Source organism: Shewanella sp. N2AIL, assembly GCF_022690845.1.
Classification (GTDB): domain Bacteria; phylum Pseudomonadota; class Gammaproteobacteria; order Enterobacterales; family Shewanellaceae; genus Shewanella; species Shewanella baltica.
This window is the reverse complement of the sequence record NZ_JALBYT010000040.1, coordinates 13335-25386: the sequence shown is the minus strand read 5'-3', so window position 1 is coordinate 25386 and position 12052 is coordinate 13335. Positions and strand designations below refer to the sequence as shown.

23 protein-coding genes are annotated in these 12052 nt (G+C 46.3%); all 23 read left to right on the top strand.

Annotated features, from left to right (window positions below; all coding sequences use genetic code 11):
* Positions 1 to 22: 22 nt before the first annotated feature.
* The 23 genes from tuf to secY all read left to right on the top strand — a co-directional run bounded on the left by tuf (position 23) and on the right by secY (position 12048).
* Positions 23 to 1207 (top strand): elongation factor Tu, encoded by a 1185-nt coding sequence (gene tuf, locus MO387_RS18750; RefSeq protein ID WP_006087508.1) that lies wholly within the window; start codon positions 23 to 25, stop codon positions 1205 to 1207.
* Between the two features lie 335 nt (positions 1208 to 1542).
* Positions 1543 to 1854, top strand: a complete 312-nt coding sequence (gene rpsJ / locus MO387_RS18745; protein ID WP_006083601.1) for a 30S ribosomal protein S10 — start codon at positions 1543 to 1545, stop codon at positions 1852 to 1854.
* A gap of 30 nt (positions 1855 to 1884) precedes the next feature.
* Entirely contained in the window at positions 1885 to 2523 is a 639-nt protein-coding gene (gene rplC / locus MO387_RS18740; RefSeq protein ID WP_006083600.1) for a 50S ribosomal protein L3, read from the top strand.
* Positions 2524 to 2540: 17 nt separating this feature from the next.
* The gene (gene rplD, locus MO387_RS18735) at positions 2541 to 3146 is read left to right on the top strand and encodes a 50S ribosomal protein L4 (protein WP_006083599.1); all 606 of its coding nucleotides are present in this window, start codon (positions 2541 to 2543) and stop codon (positions 3144 to 3146) included.
* A complete protein-coding gene (rplW, locus tag MO387_RS18730) occupies positions 3146 to 3448 on the top strand; it encodes a 50S ribosomal protein L23 (protein ID WP_025008843.1) in 303 nt (100 codons plus the stop codon). The genes rplD and rplW overlap by 1 nt, the downstream gene beginning before the upstream one ends.
* Before the next feature lie 16 nt (positions 3449 to 3464).
* The gene (gene rplB, locus MO387_RS18725; protein ID WP_006083597.1) at positions 3465 to 4289 is read left to right on the top strand and encodes a 50S ribosomal protein L2; all 825 of its coding nucleotides are present in this window, start codon (positions 3465 to 3467) and stop codon (positions 4287 to 4289) included.
* Positions 4290 to 4303: 14 nt separating this feature from the next.
* A complete protein-coding gene (rpsS, locus tag MO387_RS18720; protein ID WP_006083596.1) occupies positions 4304 to 4582 on the top strand; it encodes a 30S ribosomal protein S19 in 279 nt (92 codons plus the stop codon).
* A gap of 15 nt (positions 4583 to 4597) precedes the next feature.
* On the top strand, positions 4598 to 4930 hold the full coding sequence (gene rplV, locus MO387_RS18715; protein ID WP_006083595.1) for a 50S ribosomal protein L22: 333 nt from the start codon (positions 4598 to 4600) through the stop codon (positions 4928 to 4930).
* A 9-nt stretch (positions 4931 to 4939) separates the two neighbouring features.
* Positions 4940 to 5632 (top strand): 30S ribosomal protein S3, encoded by a 693-nt coding sequence (gene rpsC / locus MO387_RS18710; protein ID WP_006083594.1) that lies wholly within the window; start codon positions 4940 to 4942, stop codon positions 5630 to 5632.
* Between the two features lie 11 nt (positions 5633 to 5643).
* Positions 5644 to 6054 (top strand): 50S ribosomal protein L16, encoded by a 411-nt coding sequence (gene rplP, locus MO387_RS18705; RefSeq protein WP_006083593.1) that lies wholly within the window; start codon positions 5644 to 5646, stop codon positions 6052 to 6054.
* The gene (rpmC, locus tag MO387_RS18700) at positions 6054 to 6245 is read left to right on the top strand and encodes a 50S ribosomal protein L29 (protein ID WP_006083592.1); all 192 of its coding nucleotides are present in this window, start codon (positions 6054 to 6056) and stop codon (positions 6243 to 6245) included. The genes rplP and rpmC overlap by 1 nt, the downstream gene beginning before the upstream one ends.
* Complete coding sequence (rpsQ, locus tag MO387_RS18695) at positions 6245 to 6493, top strand: 30S ribosomal protein S17 (protein WP_006083591.1); 249 nt, start codon at positions 6245 to 6247, stop codon at positions 6491 to 6493. The genes rpmC and rpsQ overlap by 1 nt, the downstream gene beginning before the upstream one ends.
* Before the next feature lie 180 nt (positions 6494 to 6673).
* Positions 6674 to 7042 carry a 50S ribosomal protein L14 gene (gene rplN, locus MO387_RS18690; RefSeq protein WP_006083590.1) on the top strand — a complete coding sequence of 123 codons (369 nt, stop codon included), beginning with the start codon at positions 6674 to 6676 and terminating at the stop codon, positions 7040 to 7042.
* A gap of 11 nt (positions 7043 to 7053) precedes the next feature.
* Positions 7054 to 7368 carry a 50S ribosomal protein L24 gene (rplX, locus tag MO387_RS18685; RefSeq protein WP_006083589.1) on the top strand — a complete coding sequence of 105 codons (315 nt, stop codon included), beginning with the start codon at positions 7054 to 7056 and terminating at the stop codon, positions 7366 to 7368.
* Positions 7369 to 7380: 12 nt separating this feature from the next.
* Positions 7381 to 7920: a 50S ribosomal protein L5 gene (rplE, locus tag MO387_RS18680; RefSeq protein WP_006083588.1), complete on the top strand. Its 540-nt coding sequence runs from the start codon at positions 7381 to 7383 to the stop codon at positions 7918 to 7920.
* A gap of 10 nt (positions 7921 to 7930) precedes the next feature.
* Positions 7931 to 8236 carry a 30S ribosomal protein S14 gene (gene rpsN / locus MO387_RS18675; RefSeq protein ID WP_006083587.1) on the top strand — a complete coding sequence of 102 codons (306 nt, stop codon included), beginning with the start codon at positions 7931 to 7933 and terminating at the stop codon, positions 8234 to 8236.
* Between the two features lie 24 nt (positions 8237 to 8260).
* Positions 8261 to 8653 carry a 30S ribosomal protein S8 gene (gene rpsH / locus MO387_RS18670; protein WP_006083586.1) on the top strand — a complete coding sequence of 131 codons (393 nt, stop codon included), beginning with the start codon at positions 8261 to 8263 and terminating at the stop codon, positions 8651 to 8653.
* A gap of 10 nt (positions 8654 to 8663) precedes the next feature.
* Positions 8664 to 9197, top strand: coding sequence for a 50S ribosomal protein L6 (gene rplF, locus MO387_RS18665; RefSeq protein WP_006083585.1), 534 nt, complete (start codon positions 8664 to 8666; stop codon positions 9195 to 9197).
* A 10-nt stretch (positions 9198 to 9207) separates the two neighbouring features.
* A complete protein-coding gene (rplR, locus tag MO387_RS18660; RefSeq protein WP_006083584.1) occupies positions 9208 to 9558 on the top strand; it encodes a 50S ribosomal protein L18 in 351 nt (116 codons plus the stop codon).
* A gap of 11 nt (positions 9559 to 9569) precedes the next feature.
* Entirely contained in the window at positions 9570 to 10073 is a 504-nt protein-coding gene (rpsE, locus tag MO387_RS18655) for a 30S ribosomal protein S5 (protein ID WP_006083583.1), read from the top strand.
* A 6-nt stretch (positions 10074 to 10079) separates the two neighbouring features.
* Positions 10080 to 10262: a 50S ribosomal protein L30 gene (gene rpmD / locus MO387_RS18650; RefSeq protein WP_006083582.1), complete on the top strand. Its 183-nt coding sequence runs from the start codon at positions 10080 to 10082 to the stop codon at positions 10260 to 10262.
* 3 nt (positions 10263 to 10265) lie between these two features.
* Complete coding sequence (gene rplO, locus MO387_RS18645) at positions 10266 to 10700, top strand: 50S ribosomal protein L15 (protein WP_006083581.1); 435 nt, start codon at positions 10266 to 10268, stop codon at positions 10698 to 10700.
* Positions 10701 to 10707: 7 nt separating this feature from the next.
* Positions 10708 to 12048, top strand: a complete 1341-nt coding sequence (gene secY / locus MO387_RS18640) for a preprotein translocase subunit SecY (RefSeq protein ID WP_006083580.1) — start codon at positions 10708 to 10710, stop codon at positions 12046 to 12048.
* The last annotated feature ends 4 nt before the right edge of the window (positions 12049 to 12052 follow it).

Below are 12052 nucleotides of genomic sequence, written 5' to 3'. Positions count from 1 at the left end.
TCTGAAAAGAAAGGAATATATCGTGGCAAAAGCTAAATTTGAACGTATTAAGCCTCACGTAAACGTGGGCACCATTGGTCACGTTGACCATGGTAAAACCACACTGACTGCAGCTATCTCTCACGTACTGGCTAAGACCTACGGTGGCGAAGCTAAAGACTTCTCTCAAATCGATAACGCTCCAGAAGAGCGTGAGCGCGGTATTACAATCAATACCTCTCACATCGAATACGATACTCCAACTCGTCACTACGCACACGTAGACTGCCCAGGCCATGCTGACTATGTTAAAAACATGATCACTGGTGCTGCACAGATGGACGGCGCGATTTTAGTAGTAGCTTCAACAGACGGTCCAATGCCACAGACTCGTGAGCACATCCTGCTTTCTCGTCAGGTTGGCGTACCGTACATCATCGTGTTCATGAACAAATGTGACATGGTAGATGACGAAGAATTACTGGAATTGGTAGAAATGGAAGTGCGTGAACTTCTGTCAGAATACGATTTCCCAGGTGATGACTTACCAGTAATCCAAGGTTCAGCTCTGAAGGCGCTTGAAGGCCAACCAGAGTGGGAAGCTAAGATTATTGAACTGGCTAACGCACTGGATTCTTACATTCCAGAACCACAACGTGACATCGATAAGCCGTTCCTATTGCCAATCGAAGACGTATTCTCAATCTCTGGCCGTGGTACTGTAGTAACTGGCCGTGTTGAGCGTGGTATTGTTAAAGTGGGTGACGAAGTTGAAATCGTTGGTGTTCGCACTACGACTAAAACAACGTGTACTGGCGTAGAAATGTTCCGTAAGCTGCTTGACGAAGGTCGTGCAGGCGAGAACTGTGGTGTGTTATTACGTGGTACTAAGCGTGATGACGTAGAACGTGGTCAAGTATTGGCTAAACCAGGTTCAATCAACCCACACACTACTTTTGAATCAGAAGTTTATGTTCTGTCAAAAGAAGAAGGCGGACGTCACACTCCATTCTTCAAAGGCTACCGTCCACAGTTCTACTTCCGTACAACAGACGTGACTGGTACTATCGAACTGCCAGAAGGCGTAGAGATGGTAATGCCTGGCGACAACATCAAAATGGTAGTGACTCTGATTTGCCCAATCGCGATGGACGAAGGTTTACGCTTCGCAATCCGTGAAGGTGGTCGTACAGTAGGTGCTGGTGTAGTAGCTAAAATCATTGCTTAATAGCGATAGAGATTAGTTTGAAAAGGAAGCTTCGGCTTCCTTTTTTGTTTTAGGGGCTGGTTTTATCCACAAATTTGTGTAAAATGCTCGCCACTCTGAAGTTAAATAGTTATTTGATGACTATTTACACAGCGGGCTTGATATCCGGATTTAGATAGGTATAATGGCCCCCTCGTCGACCTAGGTTGACGAATTAAATGATTAGTCGCTTAAGTTAATCATTATCATAGCGGCTCCGATTGGGAGTCGAACGGTTAAATCATCTCGCTCTGCTTTTCTATATAGAAGAAGCTAGAGGGTGATTTTTTATATGTCCATTTTAGGAGCTCTGGTCAATGCAGAACCAAAGAATCCGTATCCGCTTAAAGGGATTTGATCATCGCTTAATTGATCAATCTACAGCGGAAATCGTTGAAACTGCTAAGCGTACAGGCGCTCAAGTACGTGGTCCAATTCCACTACCTACGCGTAAAGAGCGTTATACCATTTTGATCTCTCCGCACGTTAATAAAGATGCTCGTGACCAGTACGAATTACGTACACACAAGCGCCTGGTTGACATCGTAGAGCCAACTGAAAAGACTGTAGACGCGTTAATGCGTTTAGATCTTGCGGCTGGTGTCGACGTACAGATTAGCTTGGGTTAATTGAGATCCTAGTAAGAAGAGGTTTGAGAGATGGCTATCGGTCTTATTGGTCGTAAAGTTGGTATGACTCGCATCTTCACTGAAGATGGTGTTTCAATACCAGTTACTGTAATTGAAGTTGCAGGCAACCGTGTTACTCAAGTGAAAACTTTAGAAACTGACGGCTACCGTGCACTTCAAGTTACAACTGGCACCAAAAAAGCCAATCGCATCACTAAACCAGAAGCAGGTCACTTTGCCAAGAGCGGCGTTGAAGCCGGTCGTGGTTTGTGGGAAATGCGTTTGGTAGACGGTGAAGGCGAGGGCATTGAAGTTGGTGCTGAGCTAAATGTTGATATTTTCGCAGACGTAGCGAAAGTAGATGTTACTGGTCAATCTAAAGGTAAAGGCTTCCAAGGCGGCGTTAAGCGTTGGAACTTCCGTACTCAAGATATGACTCACGGTAACTCTTTGTCGCACCGCTCGAATGGTTCTATCGGTCAGAACCAAACGCCTGGTCGCGTATTCAAAGGCAAAAAAATGTCAGGCCATATGGGTGCCGAGCGTGTTACTACTCAAAATCTAGTTGTAGTTCGTGTAGATGTTGAGCGTAACCTGCTACTAGTCCGTGGCGCTGTTCCTGGCGCTACCAATGGCGACTTGATTATCAAGCCTGCCGTTAAAGCTTAAGGTCTGAGGAGATAGTAATGGAATTGGTATTGAAAGACGCGCAAAGCGCTCTTGAAGTTTCCGAAACTACCTTCGGCCGTGACTTTAACGAGGCACTGGTTCATCAGGTAGTTGTAGCATACGCTGCAAACGCGCGTCAGGGCACTCGTGCTCAAAAGACTCGTGCGGAAGTAACTGGCTCAGGCAAAAAGCCTTGGCGCCAAAAAGGAACTGGCCGTGCTCGTGCTGGTTCTGTTAAAGGCCCAATCTGGCGTGGCGGTGGCGTAACATTCGCTGCTAAAACCCAAGATCATAGCCAAAAAGTTAACAAAAAGATGTACCGCGGCGCGCTGAAAAGCATTCTGTCTGAATTGGTACGTCAAGAGCGTCTGGTTGTTGTTGAATCTTTCGGTGTTGAAGCTCCTAAAACTAAAGAGCTGAAAGCTAAATTGAAAGCAATGAACCTTGAAGACGTTCTGATTGTGACTGCAGAAGTTGATGAGAACTTATTCTTAGCAGCTCGTAACCTGTACAAAGTTGACGTTCGTGACGTAGCGGGTCTTGACCCAGTTAGTCTGATCGCGTTCAACACTGTGCTTGTGACTGCTGACGCAGTGAAGCAAATCGAGGAGATGCTAGCATGATGATCCGCGAAGAACGTTTGCTAAAAGTTATTCTCGCTCCACACATCTCTGAAAAGAGCACTGTGAACGCTGAGAAGCACAACACTGTTGTTTTCCGCGTAGCTATCGATGCAACTAAGGCTGAAATTAAAGCTGCTGTTGCTAAGCTATTTGAAGTTGAAGTTGATTCAGTTCGCACTTTAGTAAGCAAAGGCAAAACTAAACGCACTGGTGGCCGTACTGGTCGTCGTAGCGATTGGAAAAAAGCCTATGTAACTCTAGCTGCTGGTGCTGACATCGATTTCGTCGGCGGCGCTGAGTAAGCAAAGGAGAATTATCATGGCAGTTATTAAGTGTAAGCCAACCTCTCCAGGTCGTCGCCACGTTGTTAAAGTGGTGAACACTGACCTGCATAAGGGTAAACCCTTTGCTGGCCTGTTGGCGAAAAAATCTAAAAGTGGTGGCCGTAACAATACTGGCCGTATCACTGTCCGTCACGTAGGTGGTGGTCATAAGCAGCATTATCGTCTAATCGACTTCAAACGCGATAAAGATGGTATCCCTGCAAAGATTGAGCGTCTGGAATACGATCCAAACCGTACAGCTAACATCGCGTTAGTACTGTATGCGGATGGTGAACGTCGTTATATTCTTGCTGCCAAAGGCATGCAAGCTGGCGATAAGATCCAGTCTGGTGTTGCTGCCGAGATCAAAACCGGTAACGCTATGCCACTGCGCAACATCCCAGTAGGTTCTGTAGTTCACGCAGTTGAAATGAAGCCTGGTAAAGGTGCTCAGATCGCTCGTTCTGCAGGTGCTTATGTACAAGTTGTTGCTCGTGATGGCGCATATGCCACTCTACGTCTTCGCTCTGGCGAAATGCGTAAAGTGCCAGTTGATTGCCGCGCGACATTTGGTGAAGTTGGTAATGCCGAACACATGCTACGCCAGTTAGGTAAAGCAGGTGCTAAACGCTGGAGAGGCATACGCCCTACAGTACGTGGTGTTGCAATGAACCCAGTAGACCATCCACACGGTGGTGGTGAAGGCCGTACTTCTGGTGGTCGTCACCCAGTGACTCCATGGGGTGTGCCAACTAAGGGTTATAAAACTCGTAGTAACAAGCGCACTGACAAGTACATCGTACGTCGTCGTAATAAATAGTAAGAGGATTCGCCATGCCACGTTCTCTCAAGAAAGGTCCCTTCATTGACCTGCACTTGCTGAAGAAGGTAGAGAAAGCGATGGAAGCCGGTGACAAAAAGCCTATTAAGACTTGGTCACGTCGCTCTATGATCATTCCAAATATGATTGGTTTGACCATCGCTGTCCATAATGGTCGTCAGCACGTTCCTGTGTTCGTAACTGACGAAATGATCGGCCACAAACTTGGTGAATTTTCACCAACTCGCACTTATCGTGGCCATGCCGCTGATAAGAAAGCGAAGAAGCGTTAATACGGGAGGAATAAGATGGAAGTTTTAGCTAAACATCGTTTTGCCCGTACGTCTGCGCAGAAGGCCCGTCTGGTTGCTGATCAAATTCGTGGTTTGCCTGTTGCTAAGGCACTCGAAATTTTGACTTTCAGCCCCAAGAAAGCCGCCGTACTGGTTAAAAAAGTACTTGACTCAGCTATCGCAAACGCCGAACACAACGAAGGCGCGGATATTGATGAGCTTAAAGTAGGAGCCGTCTTCGTAGATGAAGGCCCGACTATGAAGCGTATCATGCCACGTGCTAAAGGCCGCGCTGATCGTATCATGAAGCGTACCAGCCACATTACTGTGGTTGTATCAGATCGCTAGGAGAGAGCAATGGGACAGAAAGTACATCCTAATGGTATCCGTCTGGGTATCACCAAGCCTTGGATCTCTACCTGGTACGCAGATAAATCAGATTACGCAAGTAACCTGAACAGCGACTGGGAAGTGCGTAAGTTTCTTGTAGAGAAATTACAAGCTGCTTCAGTATCTAAGATTGTTATCGAGCGTCCAGCGAAAAGCATCCGCGTTACCATTCACACTGCCCGTCCAGGTGTTGTGATCGGTAAGAAAGGTGAAGACGTTGAAGTATTGCGTGCTGCAGTGTCAAAACTTGCTGGCACTCCTGCTCAAATTAACATCGCTGAGATCCGTAAACCTGAGCTAGATGCCAAATTAGTTGCTGACTCAATTGCACAGCAATTAGAGCGTCGCGTAATGTTCCGTCGTGCTATGAAGCGCGCAGTTCAAAACGCAATGCGTATTGGTGCTCAAGGTATCAAAGTACAAGTTAGTGGCCGTTTAGGCGGAGCTGAGATTGCGCGTGACGAGTGGTATCGTGAGGGTCGTGTACCTTTACATACTTTGCGTGCTGATATCGACTATTCTACATCTGAAAGTCACACCCAATACGGTGTGATTGGCGTTAAAGTTTGGATCTTCAAAGGTGAAGTTCTAGATGGAATGCTGCCACAGATTGAAGAACCGAAGCAGCAGCAACCTAAGCGCAAGCCTCGTGGTAAATAGGAGAGCCGGCAATGCTGCAACCTAAACGTATGAAGTTTCGCAAGATGTTCAAAGGCCGCAACCGCGGTCTAGCGAACGGTACCGAAGTTAGCTTTGGTACTTTTGGTCTGAAAGCAGTCGGCCGTGGCCGTTTAACTGCCCGTCAGATCGAATCTGCACGTCGTGCCATGACACGTCACATTAAGCGTCAGGGACAAATTTGGATTCGAGTTTTCCCGGACAAGCCGATTACCTCTAAGCCTCTTGAAGTGCGTATGGGTAAAGGTAAAGGTAACGTTGAATACTGGGTATGTCAGATTCAACCTGGTAAGGTTCTTTATGAGATGAATGGTGTTTCTGAAGTGATCGCTCGTGAAGCGTTTGCTTTGGCTGCTGCCAAGCTTCCAATTAAGACTACCTTCGTAACTAAGACGGTGATGTAATGAAAGCGAGCGAACTGAGAGAAAAAAGCGTTGAAGAACTGAACGCTGAACTACTTGGTCTGCTGCGTGAGCAGTTTAACCTGCGTATGCAACACGCCACTGGTCAGTTGACTCAGACTAATCAACTGAAATTGGTGCGCCGTAACATTGCGCGCGTTAAGACCATTATTACTTCTAAGGCGGGTGCATAATGTCTGATAAAATCCGTACTTTGCAGGGTCGTGTAACTAGCAACAAAATGGACAAGTCCATTACTGTTGCTATCGAACGCCAAGTGAAACACCCAATTTATGGGAAATACATTAAGCGTACGACGAAGATCCATGCACATGACGAAACTAATCAGTGCAATGAAGGCGATTTAGTAGCGATTCGCGAATGTCGTCCTTTGTCTAAGACTAAGTCTTGGACCCTGGTTGAAGTAGTATCAAAGGCCTAAGTTAATTAGGTATTTAGGTAAACGGCTCCAGAATGTGGGGCCGTTTGTTTTTTAATACTATACATTCCACTTTTATGGTGTTATATTTGCGCGCCATTTTTGACTAAATTAATAGCAAAAATGAGTGTTTTTATTGTCCCATAGTGGGAATTGTGTAGTAACGATAGCGGAGCACTTAAAATGATCCAAATGCAATCGACTCTTGACGTTGCTTGTAACAGCGGCGCACGCAGAGTTCAGTGTATTAAGGTCTTGGGTGGCTCTCATCGTCGTTATGCCGGTATCGGCGACATCATCAAAGTTTCTGTTAAAGAAGCGATTCCTCGCGCTAAAGCGAAGAAAGGCGATGTGTATAACGCGGTGGTAGTCCGTACTAAGAAAGGCGTACGTCGTCCAGACGGTTCTGTCATTCGCTTCGATCGGAATGCAGCTGTTCTTTTGAACAACAACCTGCAGCCGATTGGTACTCGTATCTTTGGACCAGTGACACGTGAATTGCGTAATGAGCAATTTATGAAAATTGTCTCGCTGGCACCAGAAGTACTGTAAGGAGCTTCAAAATGGCAGCTAAAATACGTCGTGAAGACGAAGTGATTGTATTAGCAGGTAAAGACAAGGGTAAACGTGCAAAAGTTTCTCAAGTCCTTCCTACTGGTAAATTGATTGTTGAAGGCATCAATCTTGTCAAAAAACACCAAAAGCCAAACCCACAATTGGGCGTAGCTGGCGGTATTGTTGAGAAAGAAGCACCGATACAAGCATCAAATGTAGCGATTTTCAACTCTGCCACTGGCAAAGCTGATCGCGTTGGTTTCCGCTTTGAAGACGGCAAAAAAGTTCGTTTCTTCAAATCGAACAGTGAACTCGTTAAGTAATTGGAGTAAACGATGGCGAAACTGCATGATAAATACCAAGAGACTGTTGTCGCTGAACTTGCTAAAAAGTTCGGTTATACCAGTGTCATGCAAGTCCCTCGGATTGAGAAAATCACCCTAAACATGGGTGTTGGCGAAGCTGTTGCAGACAAGAAAATCATGGACCATGCTGTCCGTGATATGACTGCAATCGCTGGTCAAAAACCAGTAGTGACTGTAGCTCGTAAGTCAGTTGCTGGTTTTAAAATCCGTGAAGGCTACCCTATTGGCTGTAAAGTTACCCTACGCGGTGAGCGTATGTGGGAATTCTTAGAGCGTTTAGTCGATATCGCAATCCCACGTATTCGTGACTTCCGTGGCTTAAGCGCTAAAGCGTTTGACGGCCGTGGTAACTACGCAATGGGCGTGCGTGAGCAGATCATCTTCCCAGAAATCGATTACGATAAAATCGATAAGATTCGTGGTATGGATATTGTTATCACTACTACTGCGAAGAATGATGAAGAAGGTCGTGCTTTGTTAGACGCTTTTAACTTCCCATTCAAGAAATAAGGGTAGCGTAATGGCAAAAACATCAATGAAAGCACGTGAAGCTAAACGTGCACAGCTCGTGGCCAAGTACGCTGAAAAGCGTGCGGCTCTTAAGACTATCATTGCAAGTCCAGCTTCTTCTGACGAAGATCGTTGGGATGCGGTACTTAAGCTGCAAGCTCTACCACGTGATTCCAGCGCTGCGCGTCAACGCAATCGTTGTAATCAAACTGGTCGCCCTCATGGCTTCTTACGTAAATTCGGCTTAAGCCGTATCAAATTACGTGAAGCAACCATGCGTGGTGAAGTTCCTGGCCTGCGTAAGGCCAGCTGGTAAGCACTTGTCACGGAGTAAGCTAATATGAGCATGCAAGATCCTATTGCGGATATGTTAACCCGTATTCGTAACGGCCAAGCTGCTAACCACGTATCGGTGAAGATGCCTTCAGCTAAGTTGAAAGTCGCAATTGCGAAACTACTTAAAGATGAAGGTTATATCGCTGATTACGCCGTAGCAGATGAAGCCAAGCCTGAACTGGAAGTTACTTTAAAGTATTTCCAAGGCCAACCAGTCGTTGAGACTATCCAGCGTGTAAGTCGCCCTGGTCTTCGTATTTACAAAGGTAAAAACGAACTTCCAAAGGTGATGGGCGGTCTGGGTGTCGCAATTGTGTCCACTTCTAAAGGCTTGATGACTGATCGTGCCGCCCGCCTTGCAGGCATGGGTGGCGAGGTTATCTGCTACGTAGCTTAAGGAGCTAGGAATGTCTCGTGTAGCAAAAGCACCAGTATCTATTCCAGCTGGCGTAGAGGTGACCTTGAACGAACAGACCCTTACCGTCAAAGGCGGAAAAGGTAGTCTGACTCGAGTGATCAACAATGCGGTCAATGTTGTTATTGAAGCTGGCGTAGTTAAGTTCCTCCCTGTTGAAGGCGTTTCTAACGCTTGGGCACAGGCTGGTACAACTCGTGCATTAGTAAACAACATGGTTGTTGGTGTATCTCAAGGTTTTGAGCGTAAATTAAAGTTAGTTGGCGTTGGTTACCGTGCGAAACTCGTCGGTTCTGACATTGACCTTACTTTAGGTTTCTCTCATCCGTTAGTACACAAACTGCCCGCAGGCGTTACTGCAGAGTGCCCTAGCCAAACTGACATCGTCCTACGTGGCGTTGATAAACAGTTAATTGGCCAAGTCGCTGCTGAGATTCGCGGATACCGTCCACCAGAGCCATATAAAGGCAAGGGTGTTCGCTATGACGACGAAGTAGTACGCCGTAAAGAGGCTAAGAAGAAGTAGGTAACGCGATATGGATAAGAAAACATCTCGCTTACGTCGCGCTACTCGCGCTCGTAAGAAGATCCAAGAGCTGGGCGTGAACCGTCTGGTTGTACATCGTACACCGCGTCACATTTATGCTCAGGTGATCAATCCTGAAGCTCAGGTGTTGGCAGCTGCTTCAACCGTAGAAAAAGCGGTTAAAGAGCTACTGAAGAGTACCGGTAACGTAGACGCAGCGAAAGCAGTAGGTAAATTTGTTGCTGAGCGCGCGATCGAAAAAGGCGTAACTTCAGTTGCGTTCGATCGTTCTGGTTTCAAGTATCACGGTCGTGTAGCTGCTTTAGCAGATGCAGCTCGTGAAGCTGGCCTGAAGTTCTAAGGGGTTATAAAATGGCTAAATTAGAAGCTCAGCAAAAAGACGATCTGCAAGAGAAATTGATTGCAGTTAATCGTGTTTCTAAAGTAGTTAAGGGCGGTCGTATCTTTAGCTTCACAGCACTGACAGTAGTGGGTGACGGTAACGGTAAGATTGGCTATGGCTATGGCAAAGCACGTGAAGTTCCAGCAGCGATTCAAAAAGCTATGGAAAAAGCTCGTCGTAACATTGTGACCGTTGAGTTGAATGCAGGTACTCTGCATCACCCAGTTAAAGGTCGTCATACTGGTTCTCTTGTGTACATGCAACCTGCATCACAAGGTACTGGTATTATTGCCGGTGGCGCAATGCGTGCCGTATTGGAAGTAGCAGGCGTTCATAACGTTCTGTCAAAAGCATACGGTTCTACTAACCCGATCAACATCGTTCGCGCGACTGTCGATGCTTTGGTGCACATGAAGTCACCTTCGCAAATCGCAGCTAAGCGTGGCCTGAATGTTGACGAAATTCGGGGGTAATGCACCATGGCAACTAAAACTGTAAAAGTTACTCAAACTAAAAGCGGTATCGGTCGTTTACCGAAGCACCGTGCAACCCTAACGGGTCTTGGTTTGCGTCGCATTGGTCACACTGTTGAATTAGAAGATACTCCTTCAGTTCGCGGTATGATCAACAAGGTCTACTACATGGTTAAGGTGGAGGATTAATAGATGCGTTTAAATACTCTATCTCCAGCTGCAGGCTCTAAGCATGCACCAAAGCGTGTAGGCCGTGGTATGGGCTCAGGTCTAGGTAAAACAGCGGGTCGTGGTCATAAAGGCCAAAAGTCTCGTTCTGGTGGCGGTGTACGCCCAGGATTTGAAGGTGGTCAAATGCCACTTAAAATCCGTTTACCTAAATTTGGTTTTACCTCGCGTCGCGCTATGGTAACAGCTGAAGTTCGTGTACTCGAACTGGCAAAAGTTAACGGTGATGTTATCGACTTAAACGCTCTGAAAGATGCGAATGTTATAACTCGCAACATCCAGTTTGCGAAAATTGTTCTTTCAGGTACCATTGAGCGCCCTGTGACTGTTAAAGGTCTGAAGGTAACCAAAGGTGCACGTGCAGCTATTGAAGCTGCCGGCGGTAAGATCGAGGAATAATACGTCGATGGCAAAACCAGGACTTGATTTAAAAAGCGCGAAAGGTGGACTTTCAGAATTGAAAGCTCGCCTCCTGTTCGTGATTGGTGCGATTATCGTCTTTAGAGCCGGTTCGTTTGTGCCAATTCCTGGTATTGACGCAGCTGTATTAGCAGAGCTGTTTGCTCAGCAAAAAGGGACCATCCTGGGCATGTTTAACATGTTCTCGGGTGGCGCCCTTTCGCGTGCCTCTATCTTTGCATTAGGTATCATGCCGTATATTTCGGCATCGATTATCATGCAATTGTTGACTGTCGTGCATCCTGCACTCGCTGAATTGAAAAAAGAAGGCGAATCAGGACGTAAGAAAATCAGTCAATATACCAGATGGGGTACCTTAGTGCTGGGTACATTCCAGTCGGTCGGTATTGCAACCGGGTTACCAAACTTAGTGCCAGGCCTTGTGGTCAACATTGGATTTGGGTTCTACTTTGTTGCGGTTGTGAGCTTGGTGACGGGAACGATGTTCCTTATGTGGCTGGGTGAGCAGATTACCGAACGTGGTATAGGTAACGGTATCTCGATTTTGATTTTCGCAGGTATTGTTGCTGGATTACCTTCCGCTATCGGCCAAACGGCTGAGCAGGCGCGTCAAGGTGACTTGAATGTGTTAGTATTGTTGTTGCTCGCGGTAATTGTGTTTGCTGTGACTTATTTTGTAGTGTTTGTGGAACGTGGTCAGCGTCGTATCGTCGTTAACTATGCTAAGCGTCAGCAGGGCCGTAAGGTGTTCGCTGCGCAAAGTACCCACTTACCGCTTAAAATAAACATGGCAGGTGTTATTCCGCCAATTTTTGCGTCAAGCATCATTTTGTTCCCTGGAACACTGGCTCAGTGGTTCGGTCAAAATGAATCCATGTCATGGTTAAGTGATTTTTCACTGGCTGTGTCGCCTGGACAACCGCTTTACTCATTATTATATGCAACAGCGATTATCTTTTTCTGTTTCTTCTATACTGCGTTGGTATTTAACCCACGCGAAACAGCAGATAACTTGAAGAAGAGTGGCGCATTCATCCCTGGGATCCGTCCTGGAGAACAGACTTCGCGTTACATTGATAAAGTTATGACCCGTTTGACATTGGCAGGCGCGTTATACATAACCTTTATCTGCTTAATTCCGGAGTTCATGTTAATCGCGTGGAAAGTACAGTTCTATTTTGGCGGTACTTCACTACTAATTATGGTAGTCGTGATCATGGACTTCATGGCTCAGGTTCAGACGCATATGATGTCTCATCAGTATGAGTCTGTGATGAAGAAAGCTAACCTAGTAAACAAAGCGAATTTAGATCGCTTTGGTCGCTAAGTAG